This window comes from Herbiconiux oxytropis (genome assembly GCF_024979315.1).
In the GTDB taxonomy this organism is placed as follows: domain Bacteria; phylum Actinomycetota; class Actinomycetes; order Actinomycetales; family Microbacteriaceae; genus Herbiconiux; species Herbiconiux oxytropis.
This window is the reverse complement of record NZ_JANLCK010000006.1, coordinates 24,057-45,506: the sequence shown is the minus strand read 5'-3', so window position 1 is coordinate 45,506 and position 21,450 is coordinate 24,057. Positions and strand designations below refer to the sequence as shown.

Below are 21,450 nucleotides of genomic sequence, written 5' to 3'. Positions count from 1 at the left end.
CGCCCCGCGGAGGCGCACGAAAGGCCCGGATCGAGGGTGGGGACACACGATCCGGGCCTTGTTGCCGCACACCCGGGCCCGCTCTCTCGAACGGACCAGGGCGCACGTCTCTACTCGCTCTGCAGAGCAGCCGACCGGCGTCGCACGAGCACCAGTGCGAGGCCGAGCAGCAGCACTGCGGCGCCGCCACCGAGGCCGAGCGCGAGGCCCGATCCCGTGCTCGCGAGGCCGCCGGGGCCGGACGGCACGCCGGGCAGAACCGGCACGCTGACCTCGGTGACCGCCTGCGAGTCGCCGTCCGGAGAGGTGTCACCCTCGTGGGACACCTCGCCCCACGGGCCGGGCGGGTTGGTGACGTCGGCGAGGTTCGCGACCGTGCCTGCGGAGGTCACCGTGGCGGTGATCACGAAGGTGCGCGTCGCTCCGACCGGCAGCGAGTCGACCGTCCAGGTCAGTTCGCCGTCCGCTCCCGCCGTGGCAGGCGGGTCGGTGGAGACCACCGTGAGCGCGGCCGGCAGGTAGTCGGTCACCGTGAGGTCGGTCGCGTCGATCTCGCCGATGTTCTCGAGCGTGATCGTGTAGACGAGGGTGTCGCCCACGGTCGCGGCCTTCTTGTCCACGGTCTTCGACATCTGCAGCTGGCCCACGTCGAACGTGTTCGTGATCGTGACCGTGGCCGGCCCCGCCTCGTCGCCGTCGGCGACGATCGTGATGCCGTCCTCGGGCGAGACCGACGAGTCGGTGGCGAGGCCCTGGTCGGTCTCGACGACCACGCAGACGGCGCCCGCGATGAGGTCGTCGATCGCGGCCCGGTAGCCGTTCTCCTCGGAGAGCACCACCACGCCGTCGTCGTCGAGCGCGATCGGTGTGAGCACGCCGTCTTTCTCCCACGTGCAGGTGACCTGCGCGGTGAAGGGCCCGTCGCCGAAGCGGGAGACGCCGCTTCCGACGCGCTCCTTGACGATCTCGAGCGATCCGGTGTGGAAGGTGTTGGTGACGGTGGCCTCGACCGGCGAGCCGTCAGGCACGACGACCGTGCCGCCGACACCACTGCCGTTCTCGGGAGAGTACGTCGTCGACGTCGCGCCTCCGGTCACGGTCTCGACGATCGTGCACTCGGCTCCGGCGATGAGGCCGGACACCACGGCGCGGTAGCCGTTCTCGGCCGAGAGCTCGACCACGCCGCCGCCGGGCAGCGGGATGGTGAGCGTCTCGCCGTCCTTCACCCAGGTGCAGGTGACGACCGCGGTGAACGGTCCGGCGCCGTAGGTCTCGGCACCCGAGCCCTCGATGGTCTTGACGACCTCCACCTCGCCGAGGCCGAAGGTGTTGGTCACGTCGACCTGCACGTTGCCGTAGGGCTGCGTGTCGTCGGAGGGGCCGACGATGAGCACCGAGGCGTCCGAGATCGTGGTGGAGGTGGCTCCGCCGTCGACCGTCTCCGACACGGCGCACAGGGTGCCGATCGGGAAGATCTCCTCCACGAGGTGCGACTCGTCGCCGACGATCTCGAAGGAGTCGTCGTAGAGCGTCTGGCCGTCGTAGGTGCACTCCACCGCGATGGTGAAAGGTCCCTGGCCATAGCCGTCCTCGGGTGAGGGGGTTCCCGATCCGTCGCCCGCGCCGTCGCCGGCGAGGCCCTTCCACACGGTCAGCGTGCCGGCGGCGTAGGTGTTCGTGTACGCGGCCGTCGCGCCGTCGGGGCCCACGGGGACGGAGACCGTGGCGCCGGTGCTGCCCGCGGCGCCGTCGACCGACACCGTGACCGAGTTGCCCGCGTCGAGCGCGTGGTCGACACCGGTCTCGGTGACCGTGCAGTCGGCCAGCACGGGGATGCCGCCGATCGTGCGCGAGGCACCCGCCTCGAGGCTGAACTCCGCGTCGCCCTCGGCGAGCTCGACCGGCGATCCGTCGGCCGCGATGCAGCTCACGGTGTAGTCGAACGGCCCGAACGAGCCCACGGTCGCGACGGTCTCGACGGCCTTGGAGACCGTGAGCGAGGCGAGCGCGTAGTCGTTCGTGATGGCGACGCTCTGCGTGGTGGGCACCGGATCGGTTCCCGCAGCCGGGGTGAGGATGCTCACCGAGGCGGGGGTCACCGACCGGCTGCTCTCGCCGTACGATCCGGGATCGCCGTTCTCGACGACCGAGCAGGATGCCCCGAGCGGGATGCCGTCGACGCGCACGGTGTACCCGTTCTCCTCGTCGAAGCTCAGCTGGTCCGAATCGAACTGCACGTCGGCACCGACCACGGTGCAGGCCACGGTGGCGTCGAAGGAGTCGGGCGCGAACTGCGCGCCGTCGCCCGTGATCGTCTTCGTGACCTGGAGCGGTCCGCCCTGGAGCGTGACGCCCGCGTAGTTCGAGGCGGCGCTCTTGGGAGCCCCCGAGACGAACTGCGCGAAGACGCCGATCTGGTTCCAGGCGAACTCGGCGCCCACGGGCACAACCACCGGAGCGAGCCCCGCCTCATCGGCCGTGACCGGCTGGTTCACCGTGTCGTAGCGCACGGTGACCGAACCGCCGGGTGCCAGCACTCCGTCGGCTGCGCCGGCGAAGTCCACGGTGACCCGGAGGCCCGTGATGTCGGCCCAGTCGCCGTCGTAGTCGGCGATCGCCGACCACTCCGAGGCCACCGGATGCGTGGAGCAGGTGGGGTCGGTCGGCCAGGCCGACGTCGATCCCGAGCCGAGGCAGACGTCGGCCGCGGTCGTGACCTCGACGGTGCTCGAGGCACCGGCCGGGGCGGAGACGGTCACGGAGTCGGCCGAGAGCACGGGCTGGAAGGTCGAGCCGCGGGAGACGCCCGTGGCGAGGCGGCGGTCGCCGGCGAACGGCAGCGCGTCGACGACGGTGAGCGAGGTCGAGGCGATCGTGCCGTTGTTCACCGGCACGAGCTTCCAGCTGTCGGTGCCCCCGACCCGCGTGTTCGCGGCGCACGGCGAGCGGAAGTAGCCCTCGGCGTCGGCGAGGCAGGGCAGGGTCGGGTCGGTGGTGTTGACGGCGCCCGAGACGAGCGGCTCCACCACGTCGCCCTTGACCGACTTGGTCGAGATCATCGCGCTGCCGGGCTGCGGTCCCACGTAGTTGGTGGTGCCGCACTCGTTGGCGGCGACGCCTGCGAGGGTGCCCTGACCGTTGCCCGAGGTGTTGGTGCAGGCCTGGAGGGTCTGTCCGGTCGAGACCACGATCTGGTTGGTGGCCCGCTGGCCGCTCGTGAGTCCCACGTCGAGCACGATGCCGAGCTTGACCGTGAAGGTCTCGCCTGGCTGCATCCGCTGACCGTCCTCGGGCCAGCTGAGCGTGAGCTTCTTCGTGGGAGCGTCGTAGACCACGGCCACGTCGGTCGACAGGGTGCCGCCGGTGCTCGTGGAGAACACGGGCTCCTCGCCGTCCCAGTTCAGCTTCTCCGGGAGGGTGTCGACGAGGTCGGCGATGGTGAGGATGCCGGAGCCGGAGTTGCGGAAGGTCAGCGTCCACTCGTTGTCGGTGAGCGGGGTCACCGTGTGCACGTTGCCGAACGGCGTCTTCGACACGTCGAGGGCGAAGGTGCCCGCCTCGAGGGCGATGCCGTCGGTGGCCTCGGCGTTCGCGTCCGGGTAGACCGCGGGGTCGTCCGTGCGGTGCGAGTTCGTCTGCACCGTGTTCTCGAGCGAACTCGGGAACACGATCGGGTCGCCGTTCCTCGCCACCTCGAGCAGGCGCACCTTCAGCAGGGCCGTGGCGGTGTAGTTCGCCGGGATGGCCGTGTTCGAGAAGAGCCCGCCGTCGGCGCGGTCGAAGACGAAGCGGATGCCCGTGACGTCGGCGGCCGACTTCCCGTTCGGGAGGGTCGGCAGCGAGGCCGTCGCCGCGGCGGTGCCCGCGATCCAGTCGGTGCTGCCGTCGAGCTGCACGTCGACACGCACGCGGTCGGCGCCGGTGGGCAGCGTCACGTCGGCGGCGGTGAGGCCGTCGAGGCGGTACTGGTTGAAGAACTCGGCGTCGGTGTCGGAGATCGTCACCTGGTTGGTCGGAACCGTCGAGGAGCCCTGGGTGGCGCGGAGGGTCGCGGTCACGAGTGCTCCACGATCCTTCTCGAGCAGCACGTCGGGGTCGAACGCCTTGGCGGCCGTGACGTCGAGGCTGCCCTGGATGAGGGTGATCGCCTTGTTGTCGCTGTCGAAGGGCGTGTCACCGGGGGTGCCGGCCGGGTAGAGCACCGGGTCGTAGCCCTGTGCGAAGGCGTAGTTCTCCACGGTGAAGGGAGCGACCGCCACCGTGCTGTCGCTGCGGAGGGTGGTGCGCAGCTGGGTCTTCAGCGTGAGCTTCGCCTCGGTGCCCGACACGATGGATCCGCCGTTCACGGCCGGGTTCGTGCCCTGGTAGGTCACGCTCACGCCGACCACGGTCTGCAGGTCGGCGGCGGCGAGTGCTCCCGCTGCCGCGACCGTGGTGGTGCGGGAGCTGAGGGCGCCGTTCGCCGCGCGGTCCCAGAGCGTGACGACCGAGTCGGCCGGGCTGATCTGGTTGGTGTTGACCGCGAACACGAGACCGGTGAGCGTGAAGCGCTCGAACGGGTTGGTGGCCGGGTCGTACGCGGCGGCCGCGTAGGGGTTCGCGCCCCAGGCGTCCGCGGGGCTCGCGCACTCGGCGACGTTCGAGCACGGCATCGGATCGGTGACCCGCAGGTAGGAGGCGCGCGACGACGAGGTGTTCTTCGCCGTGAGCGTGAAGTCGTTGGTGGGGTAGCCAGAAGCCGGCACGTCACCGAGGTTCGGGACCACCATCTGGGTCTTCTGGGTCGACTTGACGATGTCGACACCCGGCGGCTGGTTGATCAGCGCGATGGTGTCGCTCGCGATGCGGGGGCCGACGTCCGAGCCGTTCTGCACGCCCGCCACGGCGACCGTGTTGACGATCGAACCCGGAGCGGGGTCGTTGAACGACTGCGTGGCGGTCACCCAGGGGTAGGAGGGGTTCGCGGCGGGCACCCGGAGCGTGTTGCGGAGCTCGTAGACGAGGCGGAACTCGCGCGGGCTGTCGAAGGCGCTCGTGGCGACACCCGAGCCCACGGGCGGGGTGACGGGGTTCGTGCTCGCGGCCCGCGCGTCGTCGTTCGGCTCCACGGTGAAGCGCACGCCCGTGGTCTCGGCCGACTCCTGGCCGGAGAGCGTGTAGCCCTTGAAGCCGTTCGAGCCCATCCAGTCACCGCCGGGCGGCGCGACCTCGACCCAGGCGCCCGAGCGCCACAGCTCGACGGCCGTCACGCTGTCCCAGCGCAGCAGCGGGTCGATGGCGTAGATGATGGCCGGGATCTGCTTGAGGTCGAATGCCTGGAAGACGGTCTCGGCGGGCTGCGCGTGGTCGCCTGCGGGGTCGGTGACCGTGACCTCGCTGTAGCCGGTGGCGGTGACGCCCCAGCTCAGGCGGGTTCCGGCGCGCTCGGCCGACTGCGAGCTCAGCAGGTCGAGGTCGGCGCCGAAGTCGGTGGTGCGCCAGGCCTTGGCGCCCATCAGCGTGCCGATGCCCGACTCGCTGCGGATCTGGGCCACGGCGTCGTCCTGCACCACGTCGCTCACGACGGGCACGGTGCCGCCGGCGACGGATCCCTCGCCCTGCGCGGTGGCGATGTCGGTGTAGGAGGAGGCGGGGCCGTTCACGACCGAGGTGGGGGTGCCCTCGTAGCGGGTGGTGGGGAGCGCCTGGAAGACGGCGTTCGGGCTCACGGTCGTGCCCTGCGGGAAGCCCTCGGGGTTCTCGAAGGTGAAGCGGAGGCCCACGATGCCGGCGATCGCACCGGCGGGCAGGTTGCCGGAGTAGACCTCGGTGGTGTCGGAGGGGCCGACGACCTCGAAGGTCGTCCAGGTGCTGCCGTCGACGGTGTACTCGATGGTGAGCGTGGAGCCCGCGAGCACCTGGGTGGGGGCGATCGCGATCGGCTGGAACGCGTTCCAGAAGTCGTCGGCGACGCCGTCGCGGTAGAGGTCCTCCACCACGATGGTGTGGGGGTTCACGAACGCCGAGTCGGTCGAGGTCGAGGTCGGCAGCTGCACCACCGCGGTGGCGCCGGGGGCGATGGCGCCTCCGGGCTGGATGGTCTTCGTGATCGCGAGCTCGATGTCGGGGAAGAAGACCTCGAGCGGGGCGGTGGCGGAGTCGTCGGCCGAGCCGCCGGGGTTGGTGCCGGAGACGACGAGGGTGTTGACGAGCTCGACCGAGGCGGCGGGGTCGGTCACGAGGCCGACGCCGGGTGTCACGGAGAACTGGGCACCGGCCTGGGCGTTCGGCGGGATCGATCCGGTGAACGAGATCGAGAAGCCGGTGAGGTGGTCGCCGGCCGCCGGGGTGGGCGCCGTGGGCGTGTCTCCGTTGGCGAACGGCGCCGAGACGGGGGCTCCGTCGGCGGAGAACCAGGTGATGGTGCCTGCGGTGGCGCCCGTGGGGTAGGCCAGGGGGGCGAGGAAGCCGGAGAACCGCACGTTCTCGGTGAAGAAGTCGCGATCCTCGAGGGTGAAGACCTCGAGCGGGGCATTGGAGGAGTTCTGACCGGTGATCACCGCGGTGGCGGGCACCCCGGCGGGCACGCGGGAGGGGCTGATCGACTTGGCGGCGTCGACGGCGACCGAGACGCTGCCGATCGCGTACGGCGCGGCGGCGTTGTCGAACGCGGGCTCCTCACCCGGCACGTTCACGGATCCGTTCACGGTGTTGACGACGTTCGCGCCGCCCACGAGGGAGTCGCCGGAGCGGCGGTCGGTGGCACGCTGCTCGAGCTCGAGCACGACGCTGCCGGCCGCACCGTTCGGGGCGAGAGCTGCGGCGCCGTCGGCGGCCGCGTAGGTGAAGCGGAGACCCACGACGTCGGCCTCGGTGATGCCGTCGGGCAGAGCGATGTCGCTCGGGCCGCGAGGCGATCCGGGAACCCAGACGTAGGAGCCGGAGCCCGCGTCGAAGACATAGGCGTCGACCTGCACCATGGTGGCGCCCGCGGGAAGCGAGACGGCGCCGAACCCGGCGAAGTCGGTCACGAGGAACGGGTTGTCGTCGCCGAGAGCCGTCGCGTCGTCGGTGGCCGAGGTCGGATCCTGGAAGACGAGGCTCGAGGCCGCCACGTTGGAGGTGTTCTGCGAGGTGAGGGTGACGGCCGAGTCGCTGCCGGGCGCGAACGGCTGGGTGGCCGGCTGCCAGGTCTTCGTGACGTCGGTGCCGACCGAGACGGGGATGGCGACGGTGACGTCGGCGCCGTCCTCGGGCTGATTCATGGCGTTCGTGGCGAAGACCGAGGCGGTGTTCGTGACGGCGACACCGTTGGAGGGCCAGCTGGCCGGGAGGTTCTGCGGCGCCTTCAAGGTCACCTGCACGTCGACCGACTCGCCCGCGACGATGCCCACGGCACCGGCGCCGAGGTCCTGCGTGTAGGTGGCGGTGAGGATGCAGGGGTCGGTCACGGTCGTCGAGCACCCGTCGAAGGCGATCGTGGCGACACCTGAGGGCACGGTGTTCGTGGCGAGGATCTCGAAGCCCTGACCGGGCAGGCCGAACTCGGCCGGCAGGGCGTCGGTGAGCACGGCGTCGGTGCAGTCCTCGTCGCTGCAGCTGACCGAGATCGTGTAGGTGAACTCCTCACCGGGGTCGATGGTCACGGCCTCCTGGCCGTTGACCGACTTGTCGATGGCGAGGAAGCTCGGGTCGGCCGCGGCCGCCGAGGTCGCCGGAACCACCACGAGCATCGCGCCGAGGAGCGCGACGGTGAGGGCGGAGGCGGTGAGGCCGAGGCGCTGGTACCAGCGCTTGCCGGATGACGGAGTTGTACTGCGGTGCTTCACGATCGGATCCCCTTTTTGCGGTCTTCAGCCAGCAGAGGGCGGCATGCAGGAAACGCACCGGGCGAGCGCGCGGAGTACCGGCTCTCTACTGAATCGCTGTCACTCTAGGGACCGGCTGTCGCCGCGGAGGGCGGCGGGGGGCGTCTTCACCCTCCGGTTCACCCTCGGCCGCGAGCGCCTCTCAGAGGCAGTCGGCGAGCGTGCGGACGGCCTCGCCGAAGCGGGACGGATCGGGGCCCGAGTAGTTCAGGCGCACGAACGGGCCCGTCGGCTCGGCCGGGAACCACTCGGCCCCCGGCGACACGAGCACGCCCCGCACGGCGGCCTCGGCGGTGAACCGCTCGGCGTCGGAGCCGTCGGGCAGCCGCAGCCACAGGTTGAGCCCGCCGGCCGGCACCGCCGTGAGCGTGCCGGGCAGATGCGCCTCGACGAGCGCCACGAGCGCATCGCGCCGTCGCCTCAGCTGCTCCCGCATGCGCCGGCCGTGCGCCGGCCAACCTGGCGCGGTCACGACCTCGAGCGCCGCGGTCTGCAGCACGCCGCTGACGTAGAGGCCGTCGATCACGCGGTCGGTGCGGATGCGGGATCCCGCGGGCCCGCGGGCGATCACGGCCGCGATGCGCACAGCCGGCGACAGGCTCTTGGTGAGCGAGCGCACGTAGACGACGTGGCCGTCCGGATCCCCTGCCACGAGCGGCCGCACCGGCACGTCGAGCGCGAAGTCGTGGGCCCAGTCGTCCTCCACGAGGAACGCGGCGTTCTGGCGCACGACGTCGAGGATCGCGGAGGCCTCGCGCGGGGACCAGGCGCTGCCGGTGGGGTTGGCGAAGTGGGGCATGGCGTAGAAGAGACGGGCGCGGGTGCGTTCGAAGGCCTCGGCGAGCACCACCGGATCGACGGCACCGTCGCCGGTGCGCGGCACCGGCACCACCACGAGGCCGGCCTGGAGCGCGGCGGCGATGGCGCCCCAGTAGCCGGGCGACTCCATGAGCACGGTGTCGCCCGGGCGGGCGAGCGCGCGGAACACCGACGACAGCGCGCTCTGCCCACCCGGCATGACCACGACGTCGGATGCCGCCGGCGCACCACCCGCCGCCCCGCCGGCCGGAGCCGACTCGGCGACCTCGTGGGCGAACCAGGTGCGGAGCTCGGGCAGCCCGGCGGCCGGGGGGCGGTCGATCGCCGAGCGCGACCGCGACGCCCGCGCGAGGGCGGCCCGCACGGCGCGCACGGGCAGCAGGTCGTCGGCGGGATAGCCGCTGTGCAGGGCGATCACGTCGTCGGTGGGATTCTGCAGCGTGGAGCCCACCTCTGCGCCACCGCTCGGCACCGGCCCGAGGGCGGCGGTCTGCCAGCCGAAGTCGGCGCGCGGGGCGGGAGCGCTCGGCCGCACGAAGGTCCCCGCACCGGGCCGGGACTCCACGAGGCCCTGGCGCACGAGCAGGCGCATCGCCTGCTGCACGGTCACGGGGCTCGCGCCGAAGCGCTCGGTGAGCGCGCGGGTGGAGGGCACGCGCGAACCCACGGGCGCACCCGCGAGCTCGGCGCGCAGCTCTGTCGCGATCCGCTCTGCACTGCTACCGTTGTTCATGAAGCATGATAGTAGCGCTACTCCATCGGTGACCGCACCGCTATCCTCTCAGGGCGCCGGTGCCGTGTCTGGCTCACGCTCCAGGGTGCCCGCCGGTCTTCTCTGGGGGTTCGTGGGGGTGCTGGCCTTCTCGTTCACGCTGCCGTTCACGCGCGTGGCGGTGACCGAGTTCGATCCGCTGCTCGTGGGAGCGGGCCGCGCGGTCGTGGCGGCCTCCCTCGCCGTGGCCGTGCTCGCCGTGACCCGCACGCGCCCACCGGCCCGGCGGCTGTGGCCACGCATATTCGTGGTGGCGGCGGGCGTCGTGCTCGGCTTCCCGTTCCTCACGTCGTTCGCGCTGCAGACCTCGCCCGCCTCGCACGGCGCCGTCGTGATCGGCCTGCTGCCCGCCGCCACGGCCGCCGTGGCCGTGCTGCGCGGACGCGAGCGCCCGAGCCGGCTGTTCTGGGTGGCCTCGCTCGCGGGAGCGGCCGCGGTGGTGACGTTCACCGTGCTGTCGGGAGGCGGCTTCGGCGGCCTCCACCTCTCGGACCTGCTGCTGCTCGGAGCCGTGGTCGCCGCCGCCACGGGCTACGCCGAGGGCGGGCTGCTGGCCCGCGAGATCGGCTCCTGGCAGGTCATCTGCTGGGCGCTCGTGGCGGCCTCGCCCGTGATGATCGTGCTGAGCGGCGTCTCGCTCGTCACGCATCCGCTCGACGTCGCGGCGGTATCGCCCGCCGCGTGGCTCTCGTTCGCCTATGTGGCGGCGATCAGCATGTTCCTCGGCTTCTTCGCCTGGTACCGGGGCCTCGCCATCGGCCCCATCGCGACCGTCAGCCAGATGCAGCTCCTCCAGCCCGTGCTCACCCTGGTCTGGGCGGCCCTCCTCCTGGCCGAGCCCCTCACCCCCCTCACCCTCCTGGGTGCCCTCGCGGTGATAGCCTGCGCGGCCCTGGCGGTGCGAGCCCGCGTCAAGACAGCCGAGACGTCACTTTCCGCGCGAAAAACATGATCTTCGTGTGGAAAGTGACGTCTCGTGAGCTGAGGGTAGTGGTGGGGGGTGCTTAGGCCCGGGAGACTCTCACCATCTCGTCGCGGGGGACGACCTTCACGCGCACGCGGGGGTGGGCATCCGCAGCGCCCAGGGCGAGCTCGTGCTCGTCGAGCTTGTGCCAGCCCTCGATGTCGGTGTACTCCACGCCGCGCGACTGGAGGAGCTCCGGCACGGCCGACTCCTCGGGGGCGGCAGGGGCCCACCAGTTGGCCTGGTCGTTGATGACGTGCGAGACGGTCTCCATCGCATCCGACTTGGTGTGGCCGATGAGGCCGACCGGGCCGCGCTTGATCCAGCCCGTGGCGTAGACGCCGGGGAGGACGTCGTTGTGGTCGTCGAGCACCTGGCCCTCGTGGTTCGGGATGACGCCGTGCTGCTCGTCGAACGGGATGCCGTCCAGCGGCGAGCCGAAGTAGCCCACGGCGCGGTAGATGGCCTGGATGGGGATCTCGCGGATCTCGCCCGTGCCCCGCACACTGCCGGCGCCGTCGGGCTCGGTGCGCTCGAAGCGGATCGCGGCGACCCGGCCGTTCTCGTCGCCCACGACCTCGAGCGGCTTCGCCCAGAAGTGCAGGTGCAGCCGCCTGGACGCCTGTCCCACCGGGCGCTCGCGCCACTGGTTCAGCACCTTGTTGATCACGAAGACCTGCTTGTTCGACGCGATCGCGGCCTTCGAGGCCTCGTCGAGGTCGAAGTCCTCGTCGTGCACGATCATGTCGACGTCGTTCATCTCGCCGAGCTCGCGGAGCTCGAGCGGCGTGAACTTGACCTGTGCGGGACCACGGCGCCCGAACACGTGCACATCGGTGACCGGCGAGGCTTTGAGCCCGTCGTAGACGTTGGAGGGGATCTCGGTGGGCAGCAGGTCGTCGGCGTGCTTGGCGAGGATGCGCGAGATGTCGAGCGCCACGTTGCCGTTGCCGATCACGGCCACCGACTGCGCCTCGAGCGGCCAGGTGCGCGGCACATCCGGATGCCCGTCGAACCAGCTCACGAAGTCGGCGGCCCCGTAGGAGCCCTCGAGGTCGATGCCGGGGATCTCGAGCGAGGCGTCGCGGATGGCGCCGGTGGAGAAGATGACGGCGTTGTAGTGCTTCTTGAGGTCGTCGAGCGTGATGTCGACGCCGTAGCGCACGTTGCCGAAGAAGCGGATGACGCCCGAGTCGAGCACCTCGCGGAGGGCCGTGATGATGCCCTTGATGCGCGGGTGGTCGGGCGCGACGCCGTAGCGCACGAGCCCGTACGGGGCGGGGAGCTGCTCGAACAGGTCGATCGAGACGTCGAACTTGCGCTCCGCCTTCACGAGGAGGTCTGCGGCGTAGATGCCGGCGGGGCCGGCTCCGACGATGGCCAAACGGAGCTTGGTCACGGGTGGGGATCCTTTGTTCGGGTTGCGTTGTTCAGTTGGTGCGTTCCACCACGGTCTCGGCGAAACGGGTGAGGGTCTTCTTGACGGTTCCTTCGGGCAGCGGCGCCAACGCGGCGATGGCCTCGTGCGCGTAGCGGCGGGCCTCGCTCACGGTCTCGGCGGTGACGGCGTGCTCGCGGAGCAGGCGGATCACGTCGGCCGACTCGTCGGTGCCGGCAGCGGAGAGCGCCTCGGGGGTGAGCCGGGCGAGCAGTGCGGCCGCTCCGACGTCGGTCACGGCGGCACGGCGCAGCAGGAGCACCGGCAGGGTGGCGACGCCGGCGCGGATGTCGGTGCCAGGCGTCTTGCCCGAGTCCTCATCGCTGGGTGCGATGTCGATCACGTCGTCGACGAGCTGGAACGCGATGCCCACCTTCTCGCCGAACTCGCGGACGGGCTGCTCCAATGTCGGGTCTGCTCCGCCGAAGATCACGCCGAGCTGGGCCGACGCCGCGATGAGCGATCCGGTCTTGTCGGCGAGCACCGCGAGGTAGTGCTCCACGGGATCCTCGTCGTCGGCCGGGCCGATCGTCTCCTTGAGCTGGCCGAGGCAGAGCCGCTCGAAGGTGTCGGCCTGCAGGCGGATGGCCCGTTCGCCCAGGATGGCGAGCAGGGCGCTGGCCCGGGCGAAGAGCAGGTCTCCGGTGAGGATCGCGACGGAGTTGCCCCACACCATCTGGGCGCTCGGGACCCCGCGGCGCTGGTCGGCGACATCCATCACGTCGTCGTGGTAGAGCGAGGCGAGGTGGGTGAGCTCGATCGAGGTGGCGGCTGTGACGACGTCGTCGTTCACGCCCTCGCCGAGCTGGGCCGTGAGGAACGCCAGCACCGGGCGCACGCGCTTGCCGCCCGCCTCGAGGAGGTAGCGGGCGACCACGTCGACGAGTCCGCCGGAGAACTTCGTCTCTTCGGCGAGCCGCGCCTCCAGGGTCTGGATGCTGTCTTCGATCAGCCGGGCGGTGCGCCTGTCCTCCCCCGTGGAGAAGAGGCGGTCGGCGAGCGAGAGCGCGTTCGAGCGGCGCAGGCTGGGGGTCACGGTCTCTAGCCTACTTTTCCGGGGATTCGGGCTTGACGCCCTTGTGCAGCGCCACGATGCCTGCGCTCAGGTCGCGGTGGCGCACCGAGCGGAAGCCCGTCTCTCGGAGCCAGCCCGCGAGGGTCTTCTGGTCGGGCCACGAGGCGATCGACTCGAACAGGTAGTCGTAGGCCGCGTCGTTGGAGGAGACGGCCTTCGCGAGCGCCGGCATGACGCGGCGCAGATACCAGAAGTAGGCCTGGCGGAGCGGCTTCACGGGCTGCGAGAACTCGCAGATGACGATGCGGCCACCGGGCTTGGTGACCCGGAACAGCTCGGCGAGCGCGACCTTGGGGTCGGCGATGTTGCGGAGGCCGAACGAGATCGTGACGGCGTCGAATTCGGCGTCGGCGAACGGCAGGTCCATGCCGTCGGCCACGACGAACTCGATGTTCGGCACCGCGGCCTGGCGGCGACGGCCGACGTCGATCATGCCGGGCGAGAAGTCGGCGGCCACCACGTGGGCCCCGCTTCGCGCCAGCGAAGCGCTCGAGGTGCCGGTGCCGGCGGCCAGGTCGAGCACCTTCTCGCCGGGTCGAGGGCCGACGGCGCGCGTGGTGGCGACCCGCCAGAGCACGGCGTTCCCCACCGACAGCACGTCGTTGGTGCGGTCGTAGTTGGCCGCGACCTGATCGAACATGGCGGAGACCTGCTCGGGTCGCTTGGTGAGGTCTGCCTTGGTCACCGTCACAGTTTACGTTCAGTTGGCTGGCAGTGGAGCCGGAGCCGTTCCCGGGCCGCCTAGGAGCGGGAAGTGCGGGCGTAAGCTGAAACCGTGAGCGCAACTGCACGTCCCGTTCCCGTCCTGCGGGTCGAGACCAAGCCGGTCGACGAGCTGAAGCTCCTCCTTCCCCTGATCGATCCGGCACGGCCCCTGATCTGGATGCGCAAGGGCCAGGGCATCGCCGGAGTGGGCGAGGCGCTGCGGCTCGAGTTCAGCGGCCCCGACCGCATGCTCGACGCGTGCGCGGCCTGGAAGGACGTGGCCGAGAAGGCCGTCGTCACCGACCCCCTCAAGATCCCCGGGACCGGGCTCGTGGCGTTCGGCAGCTTCGCCTTCGCCGACCACTCCGCCGCCTCGAGCGTGCTGATCGTGCCGCGGCTGCTGCTCGGCAAGCGCGACGGCCGCTACTGGGTGACGACCTTCACGGTCGAGGGTTCCGAAGCCGGCGACGATTCCGGATCCGGTGCGGGTGCGGCTGGGCGCACCGTCCTGCCCACTCCCCGGCCGCTCGGCTCCGAGTACCGCCTGTCTCTTCTGCCCGGCGCCATGAGCGCCGACGCCTTCCGCCGCTCGGTCGACGACGCCGTGCACCGCATCGCGGCCCAGGAGCTCGACAAGGTCGTGCTCGCGCGCGATCTCGTGGGGCACCTCCCGGCGGGCTCCGACCTCCGCCGGCCGCTCACCGACCTCGCATTGGGCTACCCCGACTGCTGGACCTACGCGGTCGACGGCTTCCTCGGCTCGAGCCCCGAGACTCTCGTGCGGGTCTCGCACGGCACCGTGAGCGCGCGCGTGCTCGCCGGCACCACCTCTCGGGGCACGGATGCGGAGGCCGATCACGACAAGGCCGTGGCCCTCGCCACCTCGGCCAAGGACCTCGACGAGCACGGCTTCGCGGTGACGAGCGTGCTGACCGCGCTCGCTCCGCACAGCCGCAGCCTCACCACGAGCGAGATCCCCTTCACCCTCAAGCTGCCGAACCTGTGGCACCTCGCGAGCGATGTGGAGGGCACGCTGAGCGACGGCTCGACCTCGCTCGACCTCATCGCCGCGCTGCACCCCACGGCGGCGGTCGCGGGCACACCGCGCGACTCGGCGCTCGCGCTGATCGCCGAGCTCGAGCCCTTCGACCGCGGGCGCTACGCCGGGCCCGTGGGCTGGGTGGGTGCCGACGGCGACGGGGAGTGGGCGGTGGCGCTGCGCTCGGCGCAGGTCGATGCCGCGGGCGACATCACGGCCTACGCCGGCTGCGGCATCGTGGCCGACTCGGATGCCGAGAGGGAGTACCTCGAGACCAAGATGAAGTTCCGGCCCATCGTGGAGGCCTTCGGCTGATCCGCCGTCTGGCGAGCTGCGTCAGCCGTTGTTCGAGCGGCGGCGGCGGGCCACGAAGAGCACGATGCCGCCCACGAGCAGCACGGCCACGGCGATGCCGCCGATGATGAGGGCGATCTGGCCATTGGCGCCGGTGGAGGCGAGTTCTGATGCGAAAGTCACGTGGAGCTCCTCTGGAGTGGTGCGGGGCGAACGGAGTTCCCGCCCACTCTAACCCGGCACCCCTCGAGGGCCGCATTAGGCTGGCCCCATGAGCGAGCGGCCGGAATCCCCGACCGGCGATGCGGAGCCCGACGCCCGCCGCCCGCGTTCCGTGTACGGCGTGGGCAGCGATCCGGATGTGCGGTTCAGTCTCGCCAACGAGCGCACGGCCCTCGCGTGGGTGCGCACGGGGCTCGCCCTCGTGGCGGGAGGAGTCGCGCTCACGACGCTCGCCGCCCTCGCCGACCTGCCCTGGGTGATCGATGCTGTGGCCCTCGTGGCGTGTCTCGCCGGCGGACTGCTCGCCGCATCCGCTCTGTTCTCCTGGCGGCGTGCCGAACGCGCGCTCCGCGAGGGGCGCTCGCTGCCCGCCCCCGCCGCGCTGCCCTGGCTCGTGGGCGGGGTCGTGGTGCTCGCGCTCGTGCTCGCCGCCTACGCCGTGTTCGAGCTCGCGGGCGACCTGTGAGCCGCGATCCCGTTGCCCGAGATCCCGGACTGCAGCCCGAGCGCACCGCGCTGGCGTGGCAGCGCACGGCGCTCTCGACCTCGATGGTGGCGCTCGTCGTGGCGTTCGCGTGCCTGCGCAGCGGCTTCCTGATCGGCACACTCGTGGCCGGCGCGGTCGCCGTGGGCGGCGGGGTGATGCTCTTCACGGGACGCGGGCGCCGGGGAGCCTGGACGCCTCTCGTGCGCATCACAGCGCTCATCATCGCCACTGCCGTGATCGGCGGGGTGCTCGCGCTGCTCATCCTGTTCTGAGGCGCGCCTAAGCTTGTGGCGGAGGGCTGATGAAGAACACGAGCACACGCCTGCTGCTGAGCTGCGCGGCCATCGGGGTGGCCGGTGGCCTCCTCTTCATCGTCAACTCCTACCTCGGCGGCACCGTCAACGCGGTGCTGCCCGTGCTCTACGGCCTCACGCTCGGCGTGTACTTCATGCCGGGCGCCATCGCGCAGCGGCTGTTCCGGCGCGGGGGCGTCGCGCTCCTCGTGGCCGCGATCTCGGGGCTCGTCTCGGCCGCCTTCCAGCCGCTCGGCTTCGGGGCGGCGCTCATCGCGGTGGGCATCGGACTCGTGCAGGAGCTGCCGTTCCTCCTCTTCCGCTACCGCCGGTGGCCCGCGTGGCTGTTCGTGGCCGGATCGGTGCTCTCCGGCGTCGTGCTCGCGATCGGGATGTACCGCCTCGTCGGGGCGCACGCCCTTGACGCGGTGGGGGCGGGCATCCTGATCGCCGGCTCGGTGCTGTCGCCGGTGGCCTTCACGCTGCTGGCGCTCGTGCTGGGGCGGGCTCTCGAGGCCACCGGCGTCACCCGCGGCCTCGACCGCAGGCGCTGAGAGTCTGTTACTCGCCCGCGCTCGGCATGAGCAGCGGGGCGTCGGTGACCGGCACGTCGACGTGCATGTGGCTGCAGGTGTCGTCGAACTCGGTCCAGTTGGTGAGACTCACCGAGACGCCGGCGGAGGCCCGGCAGCCGGCCTGGCCCACCCGTGAGCCGACGGGCATCACGGGGTCGAGCAGCTGGATCATCTTGAGCGTGCCGGGGTCTGCGCCGTTGAGGCTCTTGTTGTCGAGCAGGTAGAAGTCGACCGCGTGGCCGCCGCCGTCGATGTAGTGCGACGAGCTCGTGCCCGCGCCCTCGATCTGGCCGGTGCACTTGCGGTTGATGTCGCTCACGCCCACCTGGTCGAAGTTGCGCACGGCGATCGCGATGATCTCGAGCACGCGGTAGTCGACTCCGCAGTCGGGCACCGTGACGCCCTGGGCGATCCAGCGGATCTCCTTCATGTGATCCGGGACCGAACCGATGAGCTTGCCCGAGTCCATGGCGTCGACAAGCTCCTGGGCGAGCGAGCGGCCCACGAGCAGCTGCGCGGTGGAGTAGCCGGCGGCCTGCAGCTCGCCGGCATCCGAGACGCTGTAGCCGTCGCGGTCGACGAACTCGGTCGAGGAGTCGGCGGCGGTGACGAGCTGCTGGGTGGCCGGTGCCGCGGTGGAGAGGCTGAGGTTCACCACGTTGGCGTCGTCGGGGTCGGCCGAGACGGTCGTGGGGAGTGCGATGACGGCGGTGATGCCCACCACGAAGGCCATGGCCACAGCGCTGAGACCGGCCTTGGCGCGGGCGCGGCGGGTGGCTCCGGGCTTCGTGGTGCCGGGGTTCGTGGTGCCGGACTTCGTGGTGCCGGGCCTCTTCGAACTGCGCGGGCCGGATGCCGGCGGCCGAGCGAGCTCTCGACGCGCGGCGGGAGCGGCCGACTGCGCGGCGATCCGGGCATCGCGCCGGGTCGCCACGGTCTCTGCAACGACAGGTGCCTGAACGTCGAGGGCCTGGCCCGTCTCGAGGTGCACGAGCGGGAGGTCGACGTGGGGATCGAGGGGCGCGGTGCCGGCGGGCGCGATCTCGAGGTCGGCGATCTCCTCGGCACGGAGGGCGAGCTCCCGCTCGCGCAGCTGCCGACGGGTGAGAGGAGCCGGGATGCCTGCGGCCTGCGAGGCGGCGGCCTCGGCGGCGGCGATCTCGGCCTGACGCAGTTCCCGCAGCTGGCGTCGGGTGAGGGGTGCGTCCGGAGCGTCTTTCGCGTCGCTGGACGGCAGGCCGTCAGCGCGGGGATCCGGAGTGGTCAAACGTCAAGAACTTTCGGGTGGAGCGGGGGGTGGCGCACGCAGAAGGCGGCGATTCACGACCAGGGGTGCAGCCAGCTTAACAAATGACGCTGGAAAACCCCAGAGCAGACGAGAAGTCCATCCGGATGCATCGTCTTGCCGCACCACCGCGGCAAGTAAGGGTCACCTAAGCTAGGGGCATGACCGCGCCCGTGCTCCGTGCCCGCGGTGTGCGCATCCGGCACGACGGCAGCGAGCGCACCACCCCCGACGGGGTCGGGCTCGAGGTGCGGCCGGGCGAGGTGGTCCTCGTTCTCGGGCCGTCCGGGAGCGGCAAGTCGACGCTCGTGCTCGCACTCAACGGCCTCGTGCCGCACGCCGTGCCCGCGACCCTCGAGGGCAGCATCGTGGTCGACGGCGTCGAGACCGCGTCGACCACGGTGGCTGAACTGAGCAGGCGGGTGTCGATGGTGTTCCAGGATCCCGACGCGCAGATCGTCACGGGCACCCTGCTCGACGAGGTCTGCTTCGGGCCCGAGAACCTGCTCGTGCCCGTGGAGGCGGTGCTCGCGCGTGCCGAGGCGGCGCTCAGGCAGGTGGGCCTCTGGGAGCGGCGACACGAGAATCCCGATCGGCTCTCCGGCGGAGGGCGGCAGCGTCTCGCCATCGCGTGCGCACTCGCGCTCGACTCCGCGGTGATGGTGCTCGACGAGCCGACCGCCAACCTCGACCCCGTCGGAATCGACGAGGTCTACGCCGTGCTCGAGCGGCTGGTGCAGACGGGCGAACACGCCCTCGTGCTCGTGGAGCACAATCTCGATGCGGCCATCGGACTCGTCGACCGCGTGGTCGTGATCGATCGGGACGGTCGCCCCGCCTTCGACGGCCCCACGCGCTCCGTGCTGCGCGACAACATGGAGGCGCTGGTCGGCATGGGGGTGTGGCTGCCGTCGGCGATGCTCGCGGGGCGGCGACTGCGGGCCGCGGGCCACCCGGTGCCGGAGCTCCCCCTCACGCCCACCGAGCTCACTGCCCTGCTCGACACGCTGGTGCCGCCGGCATCGGCCGTGCCGGTCGGCGCCGCGGCGGGCAGCACGGAGATCGACGGCGCGGTCGAGCTCGCACCCGCCGGGAACGCCGTCTCGGTGCGGGGGCTCCGCGTGGTGAAGGGCCGGAGTGAGATCCTGCACGGCGTCGATCTCGAGATCGAACGGGGTGCGTTCGTGGCGATCGTGGGCACGAACGGGGCCGGGAAGACCACGCTGCTGCAGTCGATCGCGGGCGTCGCGGCGCCTCCGCGCGGCACGGTCGAGGTGCTGGGCATCGATCCGGCGCGAGTGGACGTGCGGCGGCTCGCGCGCACCGTGGGGTTCGTGTTCCAGAATCCCGAGCACCAGTTCATCCGCGGCACCGTGGCCGACGAGCTCGCGCACGGGCTCGAGCTGCAGAAGACGGGGCCGGCCGAGATCGAGCGGCAGGTGGGGCGGATGCTCGAGCGGTTCGGGCTCACGGCGCAGCGCGACGTGCATCCGTTCCTGCTCTCGGGCGGGCAGAAGCGGCGGCTGTCGGTGGGCACGGCGCTCATCGCGGGCGCGCCGGTGCTCGCGCTCGACGAGCCCACCTTCGGTCAGGATCGCGAGCGCGCAGCCGAGCTCCTCGACATCCTGAACGGGCTGAACGCGGGCGGCACGACGGTGCTGGTGGTGACCCACGACCTGCAGCTCGTGGCCGACCACGCCTCGCACGTGCTCGTGCTCGACGCCGGCCGCGTGGCCGCCTACGACCGCACGGCCGCGGTGCTCGCCTCGGGCGCCCTCGAGGCGGCCGGCCTCGCGCCCCCGCCCCTCGTGCGTGCGTTCCGCGCGGCCGGCGATCCCGCCTGGCACGCCCTCACCCGCCTCGCCGACCTCGACGCCCCGTCCGCGTCCCGGTCCCCCGCGGAGGAGGCCCCGTGAGCGCGGCCGCGGCGACACGCGCGCGGCGCGGGCCCGTCGATCCCTACGCCGACGCACCCGACCACGGCCCGGTGCGGTTCCTGCACCGGCTCAACCCGCTCGCGAAGATCGCGGCGCCGCTTCCGGCCATCGTGGCGCTCATCGTGTCGCGGGACATCGCGGTGCCGCTCGCCTTCATCCTGATCGCGCTCGTGCTGCTGCTCGTGGGGGCGCACCTCACCGGTCGTGCGCTGCTCGGCCTGTTCGTGGTGCTGCCGGTCGCGGCCGCCGTGCTCGCGGTGAGCTTCGGCCTCTGGGCCGACGCGAGCCGCGTCGACACCACCCCAGTGCTCTTCCGGCTCGGCGACTACCGCTTCCACCTCGGCTCACTCGCCGTCGGCACCGCGACCTCGCTGCGGCTCGTCGCCATCCTCGTGCTGTCTCTCGTCGCGGGCCTCACCTCCTCCGGCCCCGATCTCGTGCGCGCGCTCGTGCAGCAGCTGCGGGTGCCCTACCGGGTGGGCTACACGGCCCTCGCCGCCTATCGCTTCGTGCCACGATTCGGGCACGAGCTCGAGGTCATCCGCCAGGCCCACCGGGTGCGCGGCATGGCCGCCGGGCGCGGGCCCGTGGCCGCCGTGCGCCGCTGGATCGGTTACGTGGTGCCGCTCCTGGCCGGTGGCATCCGCCATGCCGAGCGGGTGGCCCTCGCCATGGACTCCCGCGCCTTCGGCGCCCATCGCACCCGCACCGAGCGGCACCTCGTGCCGTTCCGGGTGCGCGACGGCGTCTTCGTGATCGTCTTCTGGCTCGTCACCGCCATCGTGGTGACGGCCGGCATCCTTCGCCCGTTCCCCTTCCTGGAGGCATCGTGAGTCGTTTCAAGCAGGCCAAGCCGAAGGATCCGCACGTCATCCTCGCCGAGGTGGTGCGCACCGAGCGGGTCACCCCGAACATGGTGCGCGTGACCTTCGGCGGCGAGTCGCTGCGGCTGTTCGAGCCGCTCGGGCACGACCAGTGGTTCCGGCTGTTCCTGCCGCGCGCCGGGCAGCAGGCGCTGCGGCTGCCGACCCGCTCGAGCGTTCTCTGGTACGCCCAGTTCCTGCGCATGCCCAAGGACCAGCGGCCCTACGTGCGCAACTACACCGTGCGCGCCTTCCGCCCCGCGGGTGCCGCGCTCGCGCATCCGGAGCTCGACGTCGACTTCGTGGTGCACGGTTCCGGATCGGGCCCGGCCAGCGACTGGGCCGCGTCGGCCGCGCCCGGCGACACCGCGGGCATCCTCGACCAGGGCGTCGCCTACCCGCCGGCGCACGAACCCGCCTGGCACCTGATCGCCGTCGACGAGACGGGACTGCCCGCGGCCGCCGGCATCCTCGCCTCGCTCCCCCGAGACGCGCGCGGGCACGCCTTCGTGGAGCTGCCCAACGCCGCCGACGCGCAGCACCTCGACGCCCCCGCCGGCGTCGAGGTGCACTGGCTCCCCCGAGCAGCGGATGCGGGTGCGGGTGCGGGTGCGGGTGCGTCCCACGATCACGTGCCCGGGCGGCTCGCGCTCGAGGCGGCGAGCGCGCTCACCCTCCCCGAGGGTCGCGGCTACGCCTACCTCGCAGGCGAGTCGGCTCTCGCCACGGGTCTCCGCCGCCACCTGGTGGCGCAGGGCATGGCGAAGAGCGACATCAGCTTCGTCGGCTACTGGCGCGTAGGCCACGCCGCCGCCGGCTGACCCCCGCCCGCGCC

Annotated in this window: 15 protein-coding genes; 8 read left to right on the top strand and 7 right to left on the bottom strand. The window is 71.7% G+C overall.

The window, feature by feature from the left end; translation table 11 throughout:
* Positions 1-110: 110 nt before the first annotated feature.
* Both N1028_RS11905 and N1028_RS11900 read right to left on the bottom strand, forming a co-directional pair.
* Positions 111-7,808 (bottom strand): DUF5979 domain-containing protein, encoded by a 7,698-nt coding sequence (locus N1028_RS11905; RefSeq protein ID WP_259529179.1) that lies wholly within the window; start codon positions 7,806-7,808, stop codon positions 111-113.
* Between the two features lie 181 nt (positions 7,809-7,989).
* Complete coding sequence (locus N1028_RS11900) at positions 7,990-9,399, bottom strand: aminotransferase-like domain-containing protein (RefSeq protein ID WP_259529177.1); 1,410 nt, start codon at positions 9,397-9,399, stop codon at positions 7,990-7,992.
* Positions 9,400-9,463: 64 nt separating this feature from the next.
* Between N1028_RS11900 and N1028_RS11895 the strand changes: the two genes are divergently transcribed.
* Positions 9,464-10,390, top strand: a complete 927-nt coding sequence (locus N1028_RS11895; protein ID WP_375163693.1) for a DMT family transporter — start codon at positions 9,464-9,466, stop codon at positions 10,388-10,390.
* Positions 10,391-10,442: 52 nt separating this feature from the next.
* Here the strand turns inward: N1028_RS11895 and N1028_RS11890 are convergent, their stop codons facing one another.
* The 3 genes from N1028_RS11890 to N1028_RS11880 are packed head-to-tail and all read right to left on the bottom strand — an operon-like array spanning position 10,443 to position 13,555.
* Positions 10,443-11,801 carry an FAD-dependent oxidoreductase gene (locus N1028_RS11890; RefSeq protein WP_259529168.1) on the bottom strand — a complete coding sequence of 453 codons (1,359 nt, stop codon included), beginning with the start codon at positions 11,799-11,801 and terminating at the stop codon, positions 10,443-10,445.
* Positions 11,802-11,832: 31 nt separating this feature from the next.
* A complete protein-coding gene (locus tag N1028_RS11885) occupies positions 11,833-12,876 on the bottom strand; it encodes a polyprenyl synthetase family protein (RefSeq protein WP_259529164.1) in 1,044 nt (347 codons plus the stop codon).
* Positions 12,877-12,886: 10 nt separating this feature from the next.
* Positions 12,887-13,555 (bottom strand): class I SAM-dependent methyltransferase, encoded by a 669-nt coding sequence (locus N1028_RS11880; protein ID WP_375163464.1) that lies wholly within the window; start codon positions 13,553-13,555, stop codon positions 12,887-12,889.
* A gap of 135 nt (positions 13,556-13,690) precedes the next feature.
* On the opposite strand from N1028_RS11880, the gene N1028_RS11875 reads away from it, so the two are divergent.
* Positions 13,691-14,974, top strand: coding sequence for an isochorismate synthase (locus N1028_RS11875; protein WP_259529162.1), 1,284 nt, complete (start codon positions 13,691-13,693; stop codon positions 14,972-14,974).
* Positions 14,975-14,995: 21 nt separating this feature from the next.
* Here N1028_RS11875 and N1028_RS11870 read toward each other — a convergent pair whose 3' ends face one another.
* A complete protein-coding gene (locus N1028_RS11870) occupies positions 14,996-15,136 on the bottom strand; it encodes an LPXTG cell wall anchor domain-containing protein (RefSeq protein ID WP_259529161.1) in 141 nt (46 codons plus the stop codon).
* Positions 15,137-15,224: 88 nt separating this feature from the next.
* Here N1028_RS11870 and N1028_RS11865 point away from each other — a divergent pair, with 88 nt between their 5' ends.
* From N1028_RS11865 to N1028_RS11855, 3 genes are read left to right on the top strand one after another with little or no spacing between them, the layout of a single operon-like run.
* On the top strand, positions 15,225-15,641 hold the full coding sequence (locus N1028_RS11865) for a YidH family protein (RefSeq protein WP_259529159.1): 417 nt from the start codon (positions 15,225-15,227) through the stop codon (positions 15,639-15,641).
* Entirely contained in the window at positions 15,638-15,934 is a 297-nt protein-coding gene (locus N1028_RS11860) for a DUF202 domain-containing protein (protein ID WP_259529158.1), read from the top strand. Before N1028_RS11865 ends, N1028_RS11860 begins: the two co-directional genes overlap by 4 nt.
* A 29-nt stretch (positions 15,935-15,963) precedes the next feature.
* Positions 15,964-16,509, top strand: a complete 546-nt coding sequence (locus N1028_RS11855) for an ECF transporter S component (protein WP_259529157.1) — start codon at positions 15,964-15,966, stop codon at positions 16,507-16,509.
* 7 nt (positions 16,510-16,516) lie between these two features.
* Here N1028_RS11855 and N1028_RS11850 read toward each other — a convergent pair whose 3' ends face one another.
* Entirely contained in the window at positions 16,517-17,797 is a 1,281-nt protein-coding gene (locus N1028_RS11850) for a hypothetical protein (RefSeq protein ID WP_259529154.1), read from the bottom strand.
* A 179-nt stretch (positions 17,798-17,976) separates the two neighbouring features.
* Here N1028_RS11850 and N1028_RS11845 point away from each other — a divergent pair, with 179 nt between their 5' ends.
* Genes N1028_RS11845 through N1028_RS11835 form a run of 3 tightly spaced genes read left to right on the top strand, consistent with a single transcriptional unit; the run spans position 17,977 to position 21,436 of the window.
* Positions 17,977-19,731, top strand: a complete 1,755-nt coding sequence (locus N1028_RS11845; protein ID WP_259529153.1) for an ABC transporter ATP-binding protein — start codon at positions 17,977-17,979, stop codon at positions 19,729-19,731.
* Positions 19,728-20,585, top strand: coding sequence for an energy-coupling factor transporter transmembrane component T family protein (locus N1028_RS11840; protein WP_375163467.1), 858 nt, complete (start codon positions 19,728-19,730; stop codon positions 20,583-20,585). The genes N1028_RS11845 and N1028_RS11840 overlap by 4 nt, the downstream gene beginning before the upstream one ends.
* Positions 20,582-21,436 carry a siderophore-interacting protein gene (locus N1028_RS11835; protein WP_259529152.1) on the top strand — a complete coding sequence of 285 codons (855 nt, stop codon included), beginning with the start codon at positions 20,582-20,584 and terminating at the stop codon, positions 21,434-21,436. Before N1028_RS11840 ends, N1028_RS11835 begins: the two co-directional genes overlap by 4 nt.
* Positions 21,437-21,450: the final 14 nt, after the last annotated feature.